The organism is Paenibacillus sp. FSL H7-0940, assembly GCF_037979415.1.
GTDB lineage: Bacteria > Bacillota > Bacilli > Paenibacillales > Paenibacillaceae > Paenibacillus > Paenibacillus amylolyticus.
Map to the genome: position 1 here is coordinate 2587147 of NZ_CP150280.1, position 21977 is coordinate 2609123.

Genomic DNA, 21977 nt, shown 5'->3' on the forward strand with positions numbered 1-21977 from the left:
CATAAAAAAGCTGCTAGCCTATTTATGATAAGCTAGCAGCTTTTTACTCATGAATCCATTTGTAACGCGTTCAGAGATTATTTTTGATGTAATAGCTCTCCAATGCTTGCATAATGGACTCAATTTTGATCGGTTTGCTGACATACGCATCCATGCCTGCCTTCAAGCAGTTTTCCATGTCTCCTCTTACGGCATTTGCAGTTACCGCAATAATGAATGGACAACTCTCGGGGTGCAAAGCATTTTTAATCGCTTTTGTCGCTTCGAATCCATTAAGCCTTGGCATATGCACATCCATGAAGACAATATCATATGAAGTGTGTTTGACCGCCTCGACTGCCTCAACACCGTCCGCCACATGATCCACGAAATGCCCTTTTTTCTCAACGATCCTGCTAAGGACGAGTTGATTCACCTCATTGTCTTCTGCAATTAAAATCCGCAAGGCTGATGTTCTGCTCTTCTTCTGCTGTTGATCCAACCTGTTGCTCTCTTCACCGTTATTTAATTTAAATTGGGCGGTGAATATAAATATTGTACCCGGTTCATCCGATTCCTCGATCCAGATCTCACCCTTCATAAGCTCCACCAGTTTCTTGCTAATGGCAAGGCCAAGACCGGTACCTTGAGGTTTGCGGGTCATAAAATTCTCCAGTTGGTAGAAAGGTTCAAATAATTGTTGTTTCCTCTCAGCCGGAATGCCAATGCCCGAATCTTTTACCTGAAAATAAAGCTGCACGTTATTGTCGCACTGCTCCTTAACTCCCACTTTAACTTCTACGCCGCCTTCTGAAGTGAATTTGACCGCGTTGCCGATGATATTGGTAAGTACCTGTTTAAGACGATAAGCATCACCATACACCGGAGTTGGAATAACATCTTCTACGCACATGCGAACATCCAGCTTCTTTTCACGAGCCAGTGGTTTTACGATTTGCACCGTCTCGGTCACGATCTCTACGAGATCAAAAGGATCTTCTACCAGATCGGTTTTCCCTGATTCGATTTTGGAAAAATCCAGAATATCATTAATGATGGCCAGCAAGGAATCTCCACTCTTCTGGATGATTTCGATGTATTCCTTTTGTTCCCCGCTAAGTCCAGGAGTATCCAAAAGCAAATCCGTCATCCCAATTACACCGTTCATAGGTGTGCGGATTTCATGACTCATCATCGCCAAAAATTCACTTTTGGCCTTATTCATTCTCTCCGCTGTCTCTTTGGCTACCAGCAGTTTTTTCTGCTCCGTAATATCCTTCGCAATCAGGTAAAACCCGACATTGGATGTATTAATAATGATCGGAGCAAGCGTAGCCAAGACTTCTGTCTCAGATCCATTCGTGTGCCGAACAGCGTTGATCTCCTTTTCAGCCATCTCATAGTTACTGCCCAGAATCAGACCCAGATTACTGGCTCCGATAAATCTGCTTATGCTTGTACCGATCATTTCAGCCACGGGACAACCCGTCATTTTCACCGCTACTGGATTTGCATTCATAATATTACCATCCATGTTAAACGAGATAATGGCGTCATGATTGTATTTCTTAAGCGAAGTGTATCGCTCCACAGATTCCTGCAATTTAAATTCGATGCGCTTGCGTTCAGTGATATCCTGTAGTGTTCCGTTCAGCTGAACTGGCTGACCATGCTCATCAAGCGTAATTAATCCACGCAAGTGAAGATACTTCTCATTTCCATCAGAGCTGATGTGTTTGTATTCAAAATCGAGCGGTTCACCCTGTTTTACCCCTGCAATATGTTTTTGTAAAGAGGTTATATCTTCGGCATCCATAACATCAAAAACATCACTTATACGATATGGTTTGCAGGTGCGTTCAAGTTCAAAAATCTCAAAGATCTGATCTGAAAATGTAATACGGTCTAAGACCATATCCCATTCCCAACTACCAATCAAGGCGATACGTTCAGCCTCTGCACTGATATCCTTTTGTTTTTTTCGCTCTGATATATCTCGTCCAATTGTAAAAATCTGCTGTTCATGCTCCGCATCACCAAAGACCTTGTATGTGGTTTCAAACCAAAGATAATGCCCGTCTTTATGGCGGACTCTAATATTCAACAGATTACCTTTAGTCAAATCCATCTGTGAGATCCGTTCCAGATCTTGTGGGTGAAAGGAAGCATTATTGTTTTGGCCAATGACTTCTTCCGGGGAATAACCTAATATTTGTTGGACTGACGGTGAGCAGAACCGACAAACTCCCTCTGAATCGGCAATATAGATGATCTCCTGAGCATGATCCGTAATAAGTTTGAACATTTCTTCACGATGGAGGAGTTTTTGTTCAGACAGTTTACGATTGGAAATATCAACAATATGGCAAACGGAATAAAGCGGTTCATCCGTAATTTCGCTTCGAACCAAGGAAACATGTATTGAACACCATAAGATGTCACCATTTTTATTAATGTAACGTTTTTCGTATTGATTTTCTTTTGATTTATCTTCAAATAGCTCATAACTACAGATCATATCTTGTGAGAAATCATCCGGATGTGTAATATCCTGATACGTGAGATCCATTAATTCATCACTTGTATAACCTAGCATACAGCAAAAAGCAGGGTTCACTTTCATCCATTGCCCTGTTGGAGCAACGAGTGCAATCCCAATAGGCGCTTGGTTATAGATCTGCTCGAACAATTCATGATGATCGACCTTTTGAACCTGCATTGTAAGTTCTCCTTTGGCATAGACTCCATGTAAAGTTTGTCGAAATCTAAAATTTTTACTGATATAAGATGTTCTATAAAAATTAGTCAGTTTTAAAACAACAGTACCTGCTTAATACCCAGAATTTCAACCGTTGAAACAAATCTTTTTAAGAGATTTGTGTCTTTAAATCAAACAAGGCCCGGAATCCATCCACATGGAATCCCGAACTTTGTCATTATATATCATAATAAGTCATACGCAACACGGAATCGTTAGTTATATGAATTAGCGCTCGCGACCAACAAGATAATCCAATAGATGTCTCAGGAAGGTGATAGGCTTGGGCATCTCGTTCAATGCATCTGTAGCAAGACAATAATGCTCCCACATCGCTTTCTTCGCGCCTTCATCACCCAGAATAGACACAAAGGTTGAATTGTTGTTCCGCACATCCTGACCTGCAGGTTTCCCAAGAATAAGGTAATTTCCCTCGAAATCTAGCAAGTCGTCCTTGATCTGGAAGGCGATCCCCGCATGATAAGCAAACTTTTTCAGTGCAGCCATCTCCGGTTCCTTCACTTGAGCAAGTATCGCTGGCATAACCAGGGCAGCTTCGAAGGCAATGCCTGTTTTGTAAAAACAGATCATGTTCAACTGCTCCAGCGTCAATGCCTTGCCTTTGGAATTCAGATCCATGGCCTGCCCCATACACATATCCTCTGCTTTTTCAGCCGAATACTGGATGAGTCTGAGCACGGTCGCCGCATCAAAACGATCCAATGAGGATTGCTCTCCAATCGCCTTCTGGATAAGAAATAGACCGGTTAGCTCTGCTGTGGCACTATTGTGTACCTGGTGCAGCGTGGAACGTCCACGTCTTGTCGAAGCATTATCCTGCGTAGGCAGATCATCAAAGATCAGGGAAGCGGTATGCATGTACTCCAGCGATCTTAGCAGCGGAACGATGGATGACTCAGGTAGACCATACTCGCGCACGCCCATAACCCAAGTTAATATCGGACGTAGCCTTTTTCCGTCTCCCTGCAAGCTGTAATTGGCCGCATCGATCAGCGTTTCTTTCATCTCATGAAGGCCAACGGGCTTCGCAATCTGCAACTCCACATTAATCTGTTCGCGAACCGTTCGAATGGTCTGTTTGAACTCCTCTTTTTCCTGCTTGTCATTTTTCAATTGAAGCACAACCTGATCCCGTAACAATTTATCAAGGAAATCAACGTCATCTGCTTTTCGCACCATCTGTTGAACCAGTTGATTGAATTCAGGCTGCCCAGAGGCAAAGATCGTCATCACTTCATCATATTTTTGCTGCCCCAACCGTTCTTTACAACGCTTCAGCCCGTTAATGGCACGATCCAGTATGACCTCACGGGTCTTGGCATCCGAGTTGTAAACATCATGGATTAGATGAGAGATGACTGCCCAATACAATTCATATGGATTAATCAAATCGGGACGCAAATCTCGATACTTCAAATAGTACGTATACGGAGTTACTGCCCCTTCTTCCATATCGTCAAACATATCGGCAAAATCATCTGCCAACTGATTATATATCCCGTAATAGAACGTCCGCAGATCAAATCCTTCATCCACCGGTGCACTGAGAACAGACCGGACGATTAATCGGGAAGAAGAAGATTTGATAATAATCGGAATGTACAATTCTTCATTGCTATAATTCGCATTGGCTAATTTCTTGTTGCGATCAATCTCCTGAGACTGAAAAAACACATAGGATTGCTCTAAAAACGTGCGCTGTTTCTCTGGATGCTGGTAGTTCTTGATGTACTCAAATGCTTCCCGAAGCTCGGAATGTACATATTCAATTACTTCAAGATTGCTGCCTTTCCACTCTCCCAGATCAGGTACGACCCCGGTAAGAAGTGCATCACGTATCATCAGGGAATATTGTTCTTTTTCCTGAACAGTCAATGCTTGAGAATCCAGCAGATCATCCACAAATGGATACGTCAAACCGTACGAATAACCAAGTCGAATCGCCGCATCAAATCTCTGGGCACGTTCTTCAGGTGGTGTCTGCTCATTCATCTCATCGTCCACATGAAGGACCACGCCGAGAATGATCTTGATGAGCTTCCGTTGCGCCTGCTCTGCATCCAGCTCCTTCGGGATGTTGGATGCTACATTCTTTAATTTGTTCATCACCCAGATGACAGCCGTTTCAATGTGCTCCTTCTGTCCCCACCGGTACAACGCAGCCAGACTGATATAATCGGGCTGTCCTTTGCGCCCAGTGGCAGAGCTCATAAAGTATTTTTTAGTATTCTGGACAACGTTCTGAATTCGGGCCTGCGTACCCGGAGAATCAAGGGCTTGCCCCAGATCTCGCATATAAATATAGGAGATACTCCGATCCAGGTAATCATCCAGCTTTCCTGTAGTATTCAGCCAGTGGATATATCTATGAACATCCCGAGGATCCGGTTTTCTTTTGCTAGGTGATAAAAGAGAAAGCCAGGCAAAACGATGAATATGTTTCTTTTGCCATACATGAATATCTTGGGTAAGTGCTGTGGTATACGTATTATCCATAAGTTGCTGCCTAAGAGAAGTAAAATACTGAGATGCTTTCTGCTCAGCTAGCCGATATCCTGCATCAGCCTGTTCTGTAAGTACGTTATTCATAGGGTGGATACCTCAAATTCTATTAATGTTAAACATGTATCCATGAAAGGAGATGAGGTGCTCCATGGACGAAAACTGAACTCATTTGATCGTGTATCCAACGCTTCAGCTCATGTTCATAACCTTTATACGGCGATCCAACCGTTTGGTTACGAAATCGTCATTGTTCATTTCTACATACGTGATTTTACAGAATGGAAGACCAGACTTTGACCGCTGTGATGGCGATAAGTACGATTAATGCATATCGAAGTACCCTCACATTGATCATTGAACTAACCCGTGAACCAAGGGATGCTCCAAGCAGACTGCCGATCACCGTATAGATGATGGGTTCCATCGGAATGTCTCCACCCGTAATTTTCCCTATAACGCCGCCGATTGCGGAGATAAATACAATCGCCAGTGAAGAAGCAATCGTCGTTCGTACGGGGATATTGAGAATCGTCAGCATGATAGGAATAAGGATAAAGGCACCACCCGCACCAACAATTCCTGATACAATACCTACTGCAAAAGCCGTGCCTGCTGCAATCCATCGGTTAAACACCAGTGGAGCTGAGGTATCAAGCTTTCCCTTTCCGGGAATCAGCATAAGCACAATCGCCATGATCGCCAGAATGCCATAGATCAGATTAATAATCCTTCCGTCCAGATGACCGGATATGAACCCGCCGATCAGACTGCCAGCAAGAATGCTGGAGCCCATGTACAGCACCAATCCGCGGTGAACGATCGCCCCACCACTTCTACCCGTTTTTACTTTTCTCCGGAATGCAATCACACCAGCAAGTGAAGCGAAAAACACTTGAAACATACTAATCGACGATACCTGATGTGCTGAGAACGGCTCCAATCCCACCCAGGATGGAACATATAACAGTAGCGGATAATTGATAATGGCCCCACCAATACCCAACAAACCGGAGAAGAATGAACCGACCAGACCCAGTATAAACATGATGACAAAAAGCAGAAGATCCATCGGTTATGCGCTTCCTTTCGTGCAATATAAATCTCATTTCGATATCACTCAAAAGTGCTATACACAGCGAATATTATCCGTTATAATAAAAACCAAGTAAATTAATCCGAAATGAGTGATTAAGCATGTTTAACGTGTTGAAGACTCTTTTTGAAAATAAATGTCCACAGTGCAATGAAAAATTACAAGTTCATAACGATGCGTTATGTTCAACCAAAACTTGTTCTCAATGTCATTACAAAGAAGAGAGTTATGGCTCTCTCGGAGTTCGAATTGTATATGACACACCACAAAATGATAAAAAGATACAACCTTGTTAATTGTATCACGATCTCTGAAATTTCGGGATGATTCGACAAACTTATTTCCATCTCATATGCCATGATTACTTTATAATGAAAATACAAAAACGGTGCAAAACGAATTAATCGTTCTGCACCGTTTTTTTTCTGTTTTTTCGAGATGAGTTCTCTTAATTTTAGAAGGTTATTTATTTGGTTTTGAAGCTGAGGAATCCATCATCTACGGCTACAGTTGTACCATTAACTGCACTGGCTGCATCACTGAACAGGAATGTAACCACACTGGCTACTTTCTCCGGTTGAATGAGCTCTCCACGCATATGTTGAGTAGCAAGCGCATCCTTCATGGCTTGGTCATCACCCAGAATCGGTGTTTCGATAAAGCCAGGTGCTACACCAACTACACGAATTCCATGCTCAGCTAGTTCCAATGCACCGGATTTGGACATCATAACAACAGCAGCCTTGGCTGCGTTGTAGTTGAAGCTACCTACTGCAGCAACACTTCCATAGATCGAAGCTGTATTTACAATAGTACCTTGTACATTTAATTCAACCATTTTTTTAGCGCCATAATACATACCGTAGTATACACTGTGCTGATCTACATCAATGACTCTGTGATAGGATTCCGGGTCCATCTCCAGAAATGGCTTCACAAGTCCAATACCTGCGTTATTGAAAATACCGCTTAACGTACCATATTGCTCTACGGTCCAGTCGATCAGGACTTTGATCTCGTCTCCTTTGGATACATCCACTTTGTACGCGCCCGCTGTTCCGCCTGCTGCTTCAATCTCTGCCGCAAGCTTCTTCGCTCCGTCTTCATTATAGTCAGCGACAACAATAGTCGCACCTTGATCCGAAAGTTGAAGTGCTGTTTCTTTACCAATACCACTGGCTCCACCTGTAATAATGATTACTTTTCCATTGTGTTGAGTCATGACTCAGCTCTCCTTTGGCAAAATATATTTAGGCACAATTCATAACTTATAGTAAGTAACTATGTTTTATTAACTTATATACTTATCATACGCCTCTGTCCCAATCTTGTCAAACCATAGATCATCTTCACATAAATAAGAGATAAATGTCATATACATCTCCTATTTACATGATATAGTCTAGCTCCTGTGATATTAAATATGCACCGGTTTCGGAAAATAAAAAAAGCGAGCATAACGGTAATTCAATCATTCCGATATCTCGCCCTTATAAAATATGAGAATTTCAAACTGTGTTTCTTCCATATTGAAAATTAATTCAACTTATTCACCCTGAAGTCCGCTTAGCGGATCTTTCAAATTATTGATGTTCGTAATCAGTTCAGGAATGCCTGTCTTCTCCCAATTTTCTGCCGTAAAACCTTGCTCTGCAATTGTATTCTCGAAATTGTCCACAACTTCTGTTAATTGAGTATTGTAACTAACCAGATTCTCATGAATGCTCTCTCCTATTGCAGGAGCAGTCAACTGAGAAAATTCGCTTGCCTCTGCTTGGATCAGATCGATTTTCTCCTGAATCTGCGTTGTAATCTCCGGATTATTCACCGCACCCGATGCGAGCTCTTGCAGATCAGCCCCGGCGTTTGATACCTGTTCTATATAATCAGTAGCCCCACTCACATAATTTAAACTTTGATTAGCTTGTTCCACGACAGAACAGGCTGAAATCAAAAGAATACTTGATGCAATAAGGCCTGTCATCATTAATGTGTGCTTTCTTTTTCTTATGAACATGATCATCTCCCCTTCTCCTAATCGGAATCCTTGTTCAAAGTCCATGATACCTGTTCAGACTGCTTCTTTGCAAATGGGTCTGCAGCCAACGTTATTAAGATGTATAATAGTAAAATCACACGGTAAAGGGATGTCATGATTATGCTTCAAGCCTTGAACCAACGCTTGAACCGCATCATGCCACTGATTACCCCAATCAGCATTATTATTGGCGTGTTATGCGGGAGTTTTCTTTCTTCTTATACCTTTTTATCCCCTTGGCTTTTTGCGTTCATGACGTTCGCTGGAAGTATCAGTCTTGGGATACGGGATTTTGTGAACGTGCTGAAGAAGCCGTTCCCCCTGTTTGTATGTCTGTTTATTTTGCATTTGGCGATGCCTCTAATTGCTCTTGGTATGGGTCATCTGGTTTTCCCTACAGATGCGTACACCATAACGGGCCTTGTTCTGGCAGCCGTGATTCCGACAGGAATAAGCAGCTTCATCTGGGTCAGTATCTATCGGGGCAATATCGCACTTACGCTATCCATCATCCTGATTGACACCATGCTTGCTCCTTTTGTAGTGCCCGGGGTGTTATCCCTGTTAATCGGAACCAGTGTCACACTGGACACAGCAGCCATGATGAGCAGTCTGTTCTGGATGATTGTTGTACCATCCCTGCTCGGTATGCTGCTGAATGAGTGGACCAAAGGCGCCATTGTCCCGGTCTGGGGACCAAGGTTGAACCCGTTATCCAAATTGTTCATGGCATCAGTTGTTGCGATTAACGGATCTGTCGTTGCGCCCTACTTGGCTGATTTCAACTGGAAGTTGGCTGGTCTTGCGGTCATCATCATTTTCCTGGCATCATTCGGTTATGCACTAAGTTACTTCATCGCCCGATTGCTGGGCTGGAACGAGGCCGATCAGGTCGCTCTGGTGTTCAATGGAGGCATGCGTAATATCAGCGCAGGTGCAGTACTGGCTGTTTCTTATTTTCCGCCACCTGTTGCTGTCCCCGTCGTGCTTGGCATGGTATTTCAACAGATGCTCGCTTCCCTGACAGGTTATCTGCTCGGTCGTCGATCGCAGCTTCTGCAAAAGTCGGATAAGACATCCGCTGCCTAACAAAATACTGGAATGTAAAAAAAACGCCGACACGATTGTCGGCGTTTTGATTTGTGTTGCTATTATTACTATTATTGTTACGATACTGCTACGTTTCGTAAACCTAGTAATTTGTTTGTGAAAACATTGCTGTTAAACCTGTAGCTACGATAAGAATGTAGATTTACCAATGCTTGTCCACAATATAAAAAACCATCAACGAGTGATGGTTTTCATCTGTTCATTCTTTTCAGAAATCTGTTGCTACTCATGATGCCTTGATGCTTATTTCGGTTGAATATATCCTTCGGCTTTAAGCAGTTCTGCGATCAGAACCGCACCACCTGCCGCTCCGCGGAGCGTGTTGTGGGACAATCCAACGAATTTGTAATCATAGAGTGAATCTTCGCGCAGTCGGCCTGTGGAGACACCCATTCCGCGTTCGATTTCACGATCCAGTTTTGTCTGTGGTCTGTTCTCTTCTTCAAAATACGTAATGAACTGTTTTGGTGCACTTGGCAGAGCCAGTTCCTGCGGACGACCTTTGAACTGCAACCAACGCTCCAAAATTTCGTCTTTACTTGGTTTTTTCTCGAAGTTTACAAACACAGTAGCCAGATGTCCATCCGTTACCGGTACACGAATACATTGGGTTGTAATTAATGGAGCCGATGCTTTGACGATCTCATTATTTTCGATGCTACCCCAGATCCGCAGTGGTTCCTGCTCACTCTTCTCTTCTTCGCCACCGATGTATGGAATGACATTATCGAGCATATCTGGCCAGTCCGTAAAGTTTTTACCTGCTCCGGAGATTGCTTGATACGTGGAAGCAACAACCTGAGTCGGGTTGAACTCACGCAAGGCGTGCAGTGCAGGCACATAGCTCTGAATCGAGCAGTTTGGTTTTACAGCAATAAATCCTGTTTTTGTACCCAGACGTTTGCGTTGAGCTTCAATAACATCCAGATGTCCCGGGTTAATCTCAGGGATTACCATTGGTACATCTGCTGTCCAGCGGTGAGCCGAGTTATTGGACACGACAGGTGTGCCTGTTCTAGCGTAAGCTTCTTCGAGCGCTTGAATCTCATTCTTTTTCATATCAACCGCGCAGAAAATAAAATCAACCTGACTGGCAAAAGCCTCAACCTGGGAAGCATCCTGAACAACGATTTTCTTCACAGCTTCCGGAATAGGAACTGCGAGTTTCCATCTACCTTGTACGGATTCTTCATATGTTTTACCTGCCGAATTGGCGCTTGCAGAAATAGCTGTTACTTCAAACCATGGATGTTGATCAAGCAGGTCCACAAAACGCTGACCCACCATTCCTGTTCCTCCGACGATACCAACTTTCAATTTTGCTGACATTCAATCATCATTTCCTTTCGGTTTAAGTGATTCTTCTCTTCAAATCAATTTCATAACTCACTAAAAACAACGTATTATGAAATTGACTTCCTAATTAACACTATTCAGGCAATTCCAAAGCGTGTAGTCACAGCCCGGAAAAACCAAAAAATCCCATCCCCAAGACAATAGTCTCAGGGACGAGATTGAACTCTCGTGGTACCACCCAGATTCGCCAATATGTCACCATATCCGCCTCTTCAAGTAAAGGTTTACAACCATGTTGAAAGCTGTAGACCATTCATACTCTAGCTCTGTAACAGGAGCTCCTGTCACACCATCCCTTAAATGCTAAGTTCCGATGTGCTGCTCTGAGTCTTTATTCAATAAAAAGTTCTTTACTCCTTTTCAGCTGCCGGAGCTCTCTTTGAAAGAATGATTTTTATCTACTCGTCTCTTCGTCGCATTTGATATTGCGATTATAATATCAAAATTACTGTGATGAAGTAAACACATTTTTTTAGATCATGGAATTTATATGTTTCCAGCGGAGCTGAACCATTCAATTATCGCAAGAAAAACTTCAGCTAAACGGTCTGTCTTCTGTGAAAAGTACGTGATGGACTTTTTTCTTATAACATACTACAAATAGCTATTTCCTTACTGCTTTTTGGCAACCATCGCATACGTTCCCAGTGGGCTCCCGGGCCCCGAGGCATGATGTGTCTTAAGTAATTTCAGTTCGGAAAGAAGAAGTGTCTTTACTTTGTACGGGATCGGAAGCAGTTTCAGTTCCACAGGCGCTTCTGCCAGTGTCATTTCGGTTTCCCAGCGACCGTCCTGCAGCTCAGGAGAATGGGTCGAAGTCTCTTCCTTAATCGTCCAGCCTGCCGCAAAGACAAGCTCTTGGATATCCTCCGGTGTAAAAAGCGTGCGCACATTGGAGAAGCTGTTCTCCTTGTAACATTCAACCTGAGACTGAATCAGAACGGATAACCAATGTGAGAGCTGGCTCACATCTGTTACTCGTGCATCCCATTCAGCAAAACATAACTGATGTCCCCACGTCCTGACCTTGCTAAGAATCTGGGCGAGTTCGTCAAACGATTTCAAGTACCAAGAACAATGGGAAAGTACAATAACATCAAACTCATTCTCGGCGAATTGAGTCTGATCACTCAGAATATCAAAATCATAATCCATTCGAATTCGATCACCCAGTGGAGATCTCCGCAGCTTGGCTGCCGCTTCGCCTACGGTCAGCGGTGTACCATAATCCTCCGGTGCAATATCTACACCATGAACGTACCCGTGCTCCCCCACCAGATGTGCAAGCACGGCCGTTGTATCTCCCTGACCACACCCGATTTCCAGAACCCGGCTGCCTTCCTGTATCCCCCAAAAGAGTCCCAGTTTCATCCGATGCTCGGTCTGAATGTACTGAATGGCGGCGTTGTCCTCCACGTCCATATACTTAATAAGGTCCCTGATGATAGATTCATTCATGATTCCTCACTCCTCAAAGAGCAACTTAAACTTCTTGCTAATTGTAGCGTTACTGGAATAATTGTACAACACTAGAGTCTATGACAGAACCATGGCACGGAGGAGAACTCGTCCTATAGCAGATCTAAAGCTCTGCTACATATCAATTCCTATGTCCACTGAGTTGCAAGCTTCTGAAGATAGGGTGTCAGCATGGGCTGTAATTCCTTGCGCAACAGTCCGATCTCCAAGATCGCCTGAATATATCCGAATTGATCGCCTATATCGTAGCGACGCCCCTCCAGTTCAAGGGCCAACAGTTCCTCCACCTGACTTACTTCTTTCAAGGCATCCGTTAACTGATATTCCCCTCCAGCACCTCTCTCGATCTGATCCAGAATAGGAAAGATGGAAGGTTTCAGAATGTATCGTCCCATTACAGCTGTTCGGGATGGCGCTTCTGCAAGGGAAGGTTTTTCGACCAGATTGGTGACTCGGTGAACCCGGTCCTTTGCACCATTCGAATCAATAATGCCATATTTGCTCACATTTGCCGCGTCTACCTGACGGACACCGATGATCTGGTTGCCTGTTTTTTCGTAGAGATGAACCATCTGTGCAAGTGCAGGCGGATCAGACACCATTATGTCATCTCCCAGCAGTACAGCGAAGGCATCCTCTCCTACAAATTGCCGTGCACACCCAATGGCATGCCCCAGACCCAGTGGTTCCTTTTGACGAATAAAATGAATATTGGCCATCTCGCTGATGGCCTGCACCTCTTCCAGTAAAGACTGTTTGCCCTTGGCATATAAAGAGTGTTCAAGTTCAACCGATTTATCAAAATGGTCCTCTATGGATTTTTTGTTGCGTCCGGTCACAATGAGGATATTCTCAATGCCTGATTGCACTGCTTCTTCAACAATGTATTGGATGGCCGGTTTGTCTACAATCGGTAACATCTCTTTAGGCTGTGCTTTGGTCGCTGGCAGGAAACGGGTTCCGAGACCCGCTGCCGGAATAACTGCTTTTTTGATTCGCATATCATCATAGACTCCTTTCATTTGCTTCTTATAACCAATATTGCACGCTGTGGGCAGCTAAGTAGCGATACGAAACACCCAATATCTGCTGGCCATATAGTTCAGAACCATCCCCATCAAGGTCGCCAGGATTTTACTCATCACGAGACTCCAACCCAGCATATCGTGCAAAGTCATCAGTATGAGAGCGGATAACGCGAGAACGATAAGATTAGTGATTAGAAAACGAATAAGTTTCGCTCTATCGCCACCTCCTCGTGCCGTATCTCGAAAAGTCCACCTGCCGTTCAGCCAATAACTGTTCGCAACACCGCAGCTGTACGAAATTACTTGAGCCATCAGAACCGGTACACCGACCACTGCAAGTAAAGCAAACACCACCGCATCCACTGTCGTATTTGCAACACCCACAATACCGAACTTGAAGAGTGTCACCAGACGCTTAGTCATGATGAGCAACTCGGACTGTCAATTGGGATTTTGCTTGCTGGCCTTCGGCCTGCACCACATCTCTCACAATGTATAGCGGACGCGCCTTGGTCTCATCATAGATGCGGCCCACGTACTCGCCCAGAATGCCCAGCATGATCAGGATGAATCCGTTAAAGATCAGCATGATACTCACAATGGATGGCCATCCCTTAATCGTTGAATCCGTAAAGATGGCCGAAACAATAACCGTTAACATATAGATGAATCCGCCAACCGACAGGATCGCACCTACATAACCTGCGAGCTTGAGCGGTTTATACGAAAATGAAGTAATGCCGTCCAGGCTTAGTTTCAACATGCGTTTCAGCGGATATTTTGTTTCACCTGCCAGACGTTCATCACGTTCATATTCAATCGCAGTCTGACGAAATCCGACCCAACTGACCAACCCCCGCACAAATCGGTTTTTCTCCGGAAGACGTTTCATCTCATCACATACTTTGCGGTCAATCAGGCGAAAATCTCCGGTGTCTACCGGGATATCCGTATCCGTTGAAGCACGCAGTACACGATAGAACAGACTCGCCGACCATTTCTTAAAGCGAGTTTCCCCACTTCGTCTGGTGCGACGGGCATATACGACTTCATAGCCCTCTTTCCATTTGGCGATCATATCCAGTATCAGTTCGGGAGGGTCCTGCAGATCCGCATCAATAATAACCACCGCATCCCCCACTGCATAATCCATACCAGCTGTTATCGCAATCTGATGTCCGAAGTTACGGGCAAAATCTATCAGCTTCACACTCTCGTCCCAACGGGCGTAATCACGGATCATCTGTGCACTTCGATCCACGCTGCCATCATTAACAAACAACAGTTCATAACTCTCTCCTGTGCTGCCCATGACCTTCTTCAGACGCCGATAAGTCTCCTCGATCACCGCTTCCTCGTTATACATGGGAATAATAATGCTGTATCGGTACGCGTGAGCCATGTTTGTCCCCTCCCTTTTCAATGGACTTCGTTCGAGATTTTTATTTCGTCTACAATTTCACTTCATACAAAGTCGTCTGTCCGCCAAATCCGAATCCAAATCCAAGTCCAGCTTCATTCTCCGTGTCTCCGTTATCCATAGTTCCGCTGTCCGTACCTGTCTTCCACTCTGACGTTGGAATCTCGGTTCCGTGCTCTTTGATCCAATCGCTAATATCTGAGTTTCCTCCGCGCCCACCCATGCCACCAACCATGAAGTATTTCACTTGCCCGCTCTTGACGAGTTGCTCCAGTTCCTCCGTTGTGTACACCGGGTCTGACCCTGAGAAACCTCCAAGCGTAATGACCGCTGCTCTTTCATCGATGATATAAGGTGCTGCCTGATTATAGTCCGTAGTAGCGAAGAGATACGTTTCGCCTGTATTGTGCTCCTTCAGATAATTCAGTGTGGCTGTATCCACTTCTTCGTTACGGTTGCCCATTCCGCCACGGCCACCCATTGTAGGCATTTCTGTGTCTCCTGCACCGTTACCCATCGGCATGCCCATTCCTGCTCCACCAAACATACCATTGGAACCAGTAGGTCCTGCTGCCGGAATCATGCTGTTGCCACCATAAGTTATTGGGGTGAATGCCCAGTAGATTGGACCAATCAGCATCACTATGAATCCCGCGATAATGAAGCCCTGTTTCCATTGATGTGTGCGATGAAGCATAACGATTAGGATGACCGTGACCAGAATGCCTGCGATCAATTCACTAATGGACCAGCCTGCACCAATCGTATCGTTATACACCTGCATGATATACCAGCCGAACAGAGTCGTCAGCAACACGGACACCGGAAGCAACCATGCCTGCCAGCCATTGCGATCACGATATGACTTCCACATCGCTACAAATCCTGCGCCAGTCAGCGCCGCAATTGGAGGTGCAAGCATAATCAGATAATACTGATGGAAGAAACCTGCCACACTGAAAAAGGCAGCAACGGGAAGCAGCCAGGTCAGCCAGAACAAGGCTTCCTTGTGCTTGTTGGTTATATTTCTCCGTCTTAATCCTGCAAATATGGCAATGCATCCAAGCAGCACAACTGGCAGAAGCCAGCTAGCTTGGCCTGACAGTTCAGTCTGGAACAGACGCAGAGGACCTTTCTCCCCCGTACCAAACATTCCGCCCATGCCTCCGCCGAAATCTCTTCCGTTTGGCATTTCCATATCATTTGGCATCTGCCTGTTCGGGAAATTGCCATTCGAACCATTCATGCCGCCCATGGTGTTCAAGCCGTTCGAACCACTCATATTATCGTTATTCGGTGCATTGACATCTTGCCCAACGCCAGGAACATCACTGCCTGTCTGATTAGGACCTGAAGACGAGTCTCCTCGATTGCCACGATTATCTCCCTGTCCCATACCATTTGGCATACCTGCGTTACCTGCAGTATTCTGCTGACCCGTTAGGCGAGCCAGACCATTGTATCCAAAGGCGAGTTCCATGACCGAGTTTGTTTCACTGCTGCCGATATAAGGCCGCTCGTCTTCGGGTATAGAATCCACAGTGACCGCCCAGGATAAGGAAACCACCGCCAGAACCGCTGTGCTGCCGATCAGCAGGATGATCTTCCTTCTCCATTTCGCCTGAAATGCAATCAGATAAAACAAGTAAAAAGCCGGGAGAATCATGTAGGCTTGAAGCATTTTCATATTAAATGCTACGCCTATTAACCCAAAAGCAACCAGAATGCGCCAAGTACTGCCTTGTTTGCTGCCTTTGAACAAAAACCATGAACCCAGCAGTAGTGTAAACACCAACATGCTGTCAATATTGTTGGTACGGCTGACTGCCGCCACGACAGGCACAGTCGCCAGCACAAGTGCCGAGATTCGTGCTGCTGCAAGACCATATGTAGGTTTCACCATGAAATAGATCAGGAGCACCGAACCGATTCCCGCTAATACCTGCGGCAAAATAACGCTCCATCCGTGCAATCCGAAGACATAGGCAAAGGCCGTCTGGATCCAGAAGACAACAGGTGGTTTATCTACAGTGACCGAGCCTGCCGAGTCGAGTGAAGCATAGAAAAAGTTATGGAAGTTGCTGAGCATACTCCCAACGGCAGTCGTATAATAGGAATTGGCATATTGATCGTTCCAGATGCCGTACCCATTCAGAAATGCCGCCAGTAATACAATCGGCAGAAGGACAAGATCCATCCTTCTTTTGATGTTATTCAATGTTAATCACTCCTTCAAAGTTCTTCATGTCTAGTATTGTGACATGCCAAAATAAAGCTGGGATGAGTGCCCGCTGAATGTTGTCTGAGGATAATTCACAATCCTTTCAGCTAAATTTCAGTTTGGCAAGCGATAATACTACATACAGTCCCTCCGAAGTGAGGGAGAAGTCTAGATGAAACGGGCAAGGAGAGAAAGCATATTATGAAGCTTAGCAGCGGAATTAAAATACTATTGGCTGATGATGAACCACATATTTTACAATTTCTAGAGCTTGGATTAAGCAATGAGGGCTTTGATGTGCGCACCGCACCCGATGGAGCCGCTGCGCTTGAGTTGGCGCTTGAATTCAAGCCACATATGGCTATTCTGGATGTCATGATGCCTGAGATGGATGGATTCGAAGTGGTCGAGCGTCTGCGTAAGACCGGTGCCGAGGTTGGTGTAATTATGCTGACAGCGAAGGATGAAGTCGAGAATCGGGTTAAGGGCCTTTGGTTAGGTGCTGACGATTACATGATCAAACCCTTTGCCTTTGATGAGCTGCTCGCCCGGATTCAGGCCAGACTGCGGAATCAATTTCCTTTATTAATAGGAGCCGTCACCCACGGTCCCTTCCGAATTGATGATCAGCGCAAAGAAATCACCTATCAGAATCAGGTCTTGGAGTTATCTCCTACCGAATACGAACTGTTAAAATTTATTGTTCTTAATCATGGGATTGTGCTTAGCAAAGCGACCATTCTGAGCCGGGTTTGGGGGTATGATTTTGGCGGGGAAGAAAATATTGTGGAGGTATACGTTCGTTCCTTGCGCGACAAACTCGGAGATAAAGAGCATAAACTCATTCGCACACTTCGAGGTGTCGGGTACAGGGTGGATCTCTGATGAACTCGCTGCCAAAGAAAAATAAACTTCGTTTAAGACGTCTCCACCACTGGATCTGGCCTCATTCACTACGTTCTCAATTGCTCTCACGTTCTTTGTTCGTGCTTGCCGGGCTGTTATTGTTAATCGGTATTCTGCAATTCTGGATCATGGAAAGCTTTCTCTACCGGAATCAGGCAAAAACCATGGAAGAACAGCTCATGTCCATGCCCCCGGTTTGGCTCGGTATCCAGTCACGTAACGGCTCTTCCAACAATCCTTTTGGTGGACAGGTAGGAAACGGGTCTGGTAATCGGGTGTTGTTTATTCCTGACCGTTCACTAGCCCTGTTTGATAACCAAGGTACGTTCGAGGATGTTTTTGGGGAAGACGGTCTGAAAGCCCCTCAACTATCAACCTTTGAATATCAGGACATTACAGATGAGTTGAAAGAACAAAAACACATTCCCTATCGGATCGTCACGGATAGCCAAGGGAATGAGCAATTGATTGTATTTGCTTCACCCGGTCCACGCAATCGTGGTTTACCAATGGTGCAGATGGGCACGGCTACAAAGCCACTGAGAGACTTGATTATTAAACAGCTCCTGATCTTCATCATGTTATCGCTGTTGGCCATGGTAGCCGGTCTGATTCTATACACCAAGGTATTACGCCGGACGCTGGTTCCCCTGTCCAACATGGTGAATAAAGTACAGCAGATCGATGCAGGCAGCCTCGCAGATCGCCTTCCCGTCGTTCAGGGACAAGAGGAAGTGGATCAGCTCGCAGTTTCCTTCAATGGCATGCTTGAAAGGCTGGAGAACTCGTTTGAAGCGGAGCGGGAATCGAAAGAGCAGATGCAGCGTTTCTTGTCTGATGCTTCTCATGAGCTTCGTACCCCGCTCACCTCCATTCACGGCTTCATTGAAGTTTTACAACGGGGTGCAGCGACCAATCAAGATCAATTGTATAAAGCACTGGACAGCATGCACGGCGAATCCGTACGAATTAACAAGCTGGTTGAAGATTTGCTGTTACTAACCAAGCTGGATCAGGCTCCAAAGCAGGAGCGGGAGGTCATTCAGCTGGATAGTCTGCTGCTCGAAATGCAACCACAACTTGCCATGATGGCTCAACAAAGATCCATTCATCTCGATTTGACGGCTGAAGTACATGTACTGGCTGACCCTTACAAGCTGAAACAGGTTGTGCTGAATCTGTTCCATAACGCGGTGCAGCATACCGATCCTGAGCATGGAGCCATCTCCATAACATTATATGCCACGCATCATAAGGCTGAATTATCAGTGAAAGATAACGGCACAGGCATTGAACCTGAACATCTGCCGCATATCTTTGAGCGATTTTACCGCACAAGCAGTTCTCGTTCGCGCAAACAAGGTGGCGCAGGTCTCGGTCTCGCCATTACCCGCTCGATTGTGGAGTCGCATGGTGGGAATATTACCGTACAAAGTCAGGTAGGCGTGGGAACTGAATTTATGATATTAATGCCGTTGTATAAGGCTGATGTCTAGGCTGAGCGTCGGCTGCAAGTAGGCTATACGTAAGCTATAAGTTGGCTATAAGTTGGCTATACGCAGCTTTACGTAAGATCTACTTGATCATTACGCAAGCTCTAGGCAAGCTCTCCAAACGATGCTCATCTTCCATTTTAATTCCGGCTTTTCATTGCATGACGAATTCCCCCACTCATTTCGGTTGAGGAATGAATGGGGGATTCTTTTTTTGTATCCGATTGGGTAGAGTGGTAGCCCAATGGCTTTCGGGCTAACGAATCTGAGGCGTCTTATTCGAGCATTTGAAGCGTCCGCAGAGATCTAATGAACCTGAGCCACGTTATATTAGAATAAACAACCGTTTACTGCGTTTTTCTCAGGGGATTTCAGAAAATAGCGTGTCTGATGTTCCTTACAATTTAAGAAGCGTACCTAGAGGCCGAATAAGACGTTCTGAGTTCGTTAGAAAATCGTCTAGGCATTCACTAAGATTAGCCAGGATCAGCCATCTTGGACCTTAAGACTTTTGAGACCTTGGTATCCATCATCGTATAGCTTGCCTAAATTTGAATATGAGTTTGAGTTTGAGTTTGAAGATACACGCTAAAATTCATCCCGTTCTATCGTTGCTTTTGGCAACGGCGGATTACCAAGGGTACACGCCATTTTCATCTAGGAACTCCCCGTTATGGCGTTTACCATCCGTCGCATAGTGCACGATAATCGCAGCGCCGGCTTCTTTTGATTTACCGCCTTCGGCATTGCCATTAAGATCTGTTGATGTGAATCCGGGCGTTACTGCAAACACTTGAGCCCTGCTGTTTTTCACTTCATAAGCCATCGAAAGTGTCATGGCACTGTTGGCCGTTTTGGATGAATTATAGTCGAAGGCATTTAAAGTAAATTCCGCATTTTGCATATGGTCCAGAGAAGCCATGTCAGTTGATACATTAATGATTGTGCCTTCATTATCTTTGATTAATGGGAACAATCGCTGATTCAAACGGAAGGTGCCGAAAAAGTTCACTTCAAAGGCGTTCCGTAGATCTTCCTCTTTTGTATCCGTAAAGGAATGAGAGAAAGCACCCGGCATACCCGCGTTATTGATCAGAAGATTTATTGCAGGATAACTCTTGTGAATCGTATCGGCTGCCTGCTCAATGCTCTTCAAGTCGCACATGTCGATCTGTACAAATTCTACATCTAACCCCTTGGAAGTTAATTCTGAAACAGCTCTTTCACCCCGTTCAACACTACGTGCGCCGAGGATAACTTTCCAACCTGCTTCACCCAACTGCTTTACGATTTCATATCCAATTCCTTTATTTGCTCCGGTTACAAAGACAGTCTTTTTCATGCGAATCCTTCTTTCCATAATTTGATTTATATTTAACAATGTATAAGTTACTATGCTACACTTAGTGTAGGTCAAATTATTTTTATAAAAAGGGGGATTAACATGTTAACGATTGGAGAAGTAGCAAAAAAAGTTGAAATCTCCATTGGTGCGATCCGCTTTTATGAAAGAAAGGGACTGCTGAAACCTGCTGCACGAAATGAGCAGAATAACCGTCTTTATTTGGAGGATGATCTGAACTGGCTGGTTTTTATCAAATGCCTTCGCGAAACCGGGATGAGTGTGGAAGACATCAAAAAATATTATGATCAGGTCAACGAAGGAACCTCCACGCTGAAGGAAAGAACCAAGCTGATTGAGGATCAAAAGCAAAAGTTGCTGAATGATATAGAGGAGAAAAAAGCGCAGCTTGTTCATTTGGATAACAAACTGGAGCGCTATTATCGTGGAGAAAATTATTAATATAAGCCTTATGCGATAGATTACTCTTTTGCATTTATGTAAGGGAGCACGTATCCTAACAAGGTTTCCTCAGTAGCTTCTTAAAATAAATACAAAAAAGATCAGACAGCCAGAGCAATAACTGTCCAACCTGATCCGAAACTTTCATTTTATAGCCCTTCACTATGGGACTACGTTCTATTAAAATTAGCCTTGTTGCTTACGCAGGTGGTAATGGTTATACTTTTCATCCTCGATCTCGATCGAGCTGACCCGTTCAAAATTACATTTCTGTATCACCTTATTAGATGCTGGATTGGTAGTCAAAGCGATGGCATTTAACACTTCCACGTTTGTATGTTCAAACAAATACTCCGTCATTCCTTTGAGCGCCTGCGTGGTGTAACCACGATTTCTGAAGTGTTTCGAAATACCGTACATAATCTCCCGATTGGGTGCTGGCAGTTCGTCCTTAATCCCTGAGCAACACCATCCTATAAACTCATCATTTTCTTTGAGTACGATAGCCATACGTAAGTATAAATCTCCGATGTCTCCTCCCGCCACCACAGCTTGTTTAAAACGCTGATTCTCAGGAATTTCATATTCGGTGAGCCACAGGCTCCTATCTTCAATCGTAGCGTTCCATCCCGGTAAGAATTCATACACCTCGGGTTGCCACGTAATTTCTTGCAGTTTCTTCAAATCCTCGAGTCGATACTCACGTAAATAAATATCCTTGCAATCGATGATTAATTCATCAGTTTGTATAGGTTGGTTCATAAGG

The 21977-nt window shown here is 44.7% G+C and carries 17 protein-coding genes and 1 other annotated feature; of the genes, 4 read left to right on the forward strand and 13 right to left on the reverse strand.

From position 1 onward, the window contains the following. Positions 1–70: 70 nt before the first annotated feature. From MHB71_RS11310 to MHB71_RS11330, 5 genes are all read right to left on the reverse strand, one after another. Positions 71–2698 carry a PAS domain S-box protein gene (locus MHB71_RS11310; RefSeq protein WP_340029620.1) on the reverse strand — a complete coding sequence of 876 codons (2628 nt, stop codon included), beginning with the start codon at positions 2696–2698 and terminating at the stop codon, positions 71–73. Positions 2699–2965: 267 nt separating this feature from the next. After that, complete coding sequence (locus MHB71_RS11315; protein ID WP_340029621.1) at positions 2966–5347, reverse strand: polyprenyl synthetase family protein; 2382 nt, start codon at positions 5345–5347, stop codon at positions 2966–2968. A 187-nt stretch (positions 5348–5534) separates the two neighbouring features. Next, entirely contained in the window at positions 5535–6332 is a 798-nt protein-coding gene (locus MHB71_RS11320; RefSeq protein WP_101314010.1) for a sulfite exporter TauE/SafE family protein, read from the reverse strand. A gap of 490 nt (positions 6333–6822) precedes the next feature. Further along, positions 6823–7578: an SDR family NAD(P)-dependent oxidoreductase gene (locus tag MHB71_RS11325; RefSeq protein WP_340029622.1), complete on the reverse strand. Its 756-nt coding sequence runs from the start codon at positions 7576–7578 to the stop codon at positions 6823–6825. A gap of 324 nt (positions 7579–7902) precedes the next feature. After that, positions 7903–8373, reverse strand: a complete 471-nt coding sequence (locus tag MHB71_RS11330; RefSeq protein ID WP_127545763.1) for a DUF6376 family protein — start codon at positions 8371–8373, stop codon at positions 7903–7905. Between the two features lie 141 nt (positions 8374–8514). Between MHB71_RS11330 and MHB71_RS11335 the strand changes: the two genes are divergently transcribed. Then, entirely contained in the window at positions 8515–9483 is a 969-nt protein-coding gene (locus MHB71_RS11335) for a bile acid:sodium symporter family protein (protein WP_074094894.1), read from the forward strand. A 264-nt stretch (positions 9484–9747) separates the two neighbouring features. Here MHB71_RS11335 and asd read toward each other — a convergent pair whose 3' ends face one another. From asd to MHB71_RS11365, 6 genes are all read right to left on the reverse strand, one after another. Continuing rightward, complete coding sequence (gene asd, locus MHB71_RS11340) at positions 9748–10833, reverse strand: aspartate-semialdehyde dehydrogenase (protein ID WP_340029623.1); 1086 nt, start codon at positions 10831–10833, stop codon at positions 9748–9750. 172 nt (positions 10834–11005) lie between these two features. Beyond that, positions 11006–11283 (reverse strand) — a binding site (T-box leader). A gap of 189 nt (positions 11284–11472) precedes the next feature. Continuing rightward, positions 11473–12318 (reverse strand): class I SAM-dependent methyltransferase, encoded by an 846-nt coding sequence (locus MHB71_RS11345; protein WP_076327732.1) that lies wholly within the window; start codon positions 12316–12318, stop codon positions 11473–11475. A 149-nt stretch (positions 12319–12467) separates the two neighbouring features. Then, positions 12468–13340 carry a UTP--glucose-1-phosphate uridylyltransferase GalU gene (galU, locus tag MHB71_RS11350; protein WP_076327733.1) on the reverse strand — a complete coding sequence of 291 codons (873 nt, stop codon included), beginning with the start codon at positions 13338–13340 and terminating at the stop codon, positions 12468–12470. Between the two features lie 57 nt (positions 13341–13397). After that, positions 13398–13790 (reverse strand): GtrA family protein, encoded by a 393-nt coding sequence (locus tag MHB71_RS11355; RefSeq protein ID WP_076327734.1) that lies wholly within the window; start codon positions 13788–13790, stop codon positions 13398–13400. After that, positions 13783–14769 (reverse strand): glycosyltransferase family 2 protein, encoded by a 987-nt coding sequence (locus MHB71_RS11360; RefSeq protein WP_076327735.1) that lies wholly within the window; start codon positions 14767–14769, stop codon positions 13783–13785. Before MHB71_RS11360 ends, MHB71_RS11355 begins: the two co-directional genes overlap by 8 nt. 49 nt (positions 14770–14818) lie before the next feature. Then, the gene (locus tag MHB71_RS11365) at positions 14819–17005 is read right to left on the reverse strand and encodes a glycosyltransferase family 39 protein (RefSeq protein ID WP_076327736.1); all 2187 of its coding nucleotides are present in this window, start codon (positions 17003–17005) and stop codon (positions 14819–14821) included. Positions 17006–17209: 204 nt separating this feature from the next. Between MHB71_RS11365 and MHB71_RS11370 the strand changes: the two genes are divergently transcribed. Both MHB71_RS11370 and MHB71_RS11375 read left to right on the forward strand, forming a co-directional pair. Continuing rightward, on the forward strand, positions 17210–17893 hold the full coding sequence (locus tag MHB71_RS11370; protein ID WP_036670730.1) for a response regulator transcription factor: 684 nt from the start codon (positions 17210–17212) through the stop codon (positions 17891–17893). Then, positions 17893–19410, forward strand: coding sequence for an ATP-binding protein (locus tag MHB71_RS11375; RefSeq protein WP_340029624.1), 1518 nt, complete (start codon positions 17893–17895; stop codon positions 19408–19410). The genes MHB71_RS11370 and MHB71_RS11375 overlap by 1 nt, the downstream gene beginning before the upstream one ends. 628 nt (positions 19411–20038) lie before the next feature. Here the strand turns inward: MHB71_RS11375 and MHB71_RS11380 are convergent. Continuing rightward, positions 20039–20749: an SDR family NAD(P)-dependent oxidoreductase gene (locus MHB71_RS11380; protein ID WP_340029625.1), complete on the reverse strand. Its 711-nt coding sequence runs from the start codon at positions 20747–20749 to the stop codon at positions 20039–20041. Between the two features lie 102 nt (positions 20750–20851). On the opposite strand from MHB71_RS11380, the gene MHB71_RS11385 reads away from it, so the two are divergent. Continuing rightward, positions 20852–21211 carry a MerR family transcriptional regulator gene (locus MHB71_RS11385; RefSeq protein WP_076249478.1) on the forward strand — a complete coding sequence of 120 codons (360 nt, stop codon included), beginning with the start codon at positions 20852–20854 and terminating at the stop codon, positions 21209–21211. A 186-nt stretch (positions 21212–21397) separates the two neighbouring features. Here MHB71_RS11385 and MHB71_RS11390 read toward each other — a convergent pair whose 3' ends face one another. Next, entirely contained in the window at positions 21398–21973 is a 576-nt protein-coding gene (locus MHB71_RS11390; RefSeq protein WP_340029626.1) for a GNAT family N-acetyltransferase, read from the reverse strand. Positions 21974–21977: the final 4 nt, after the last annotated feature.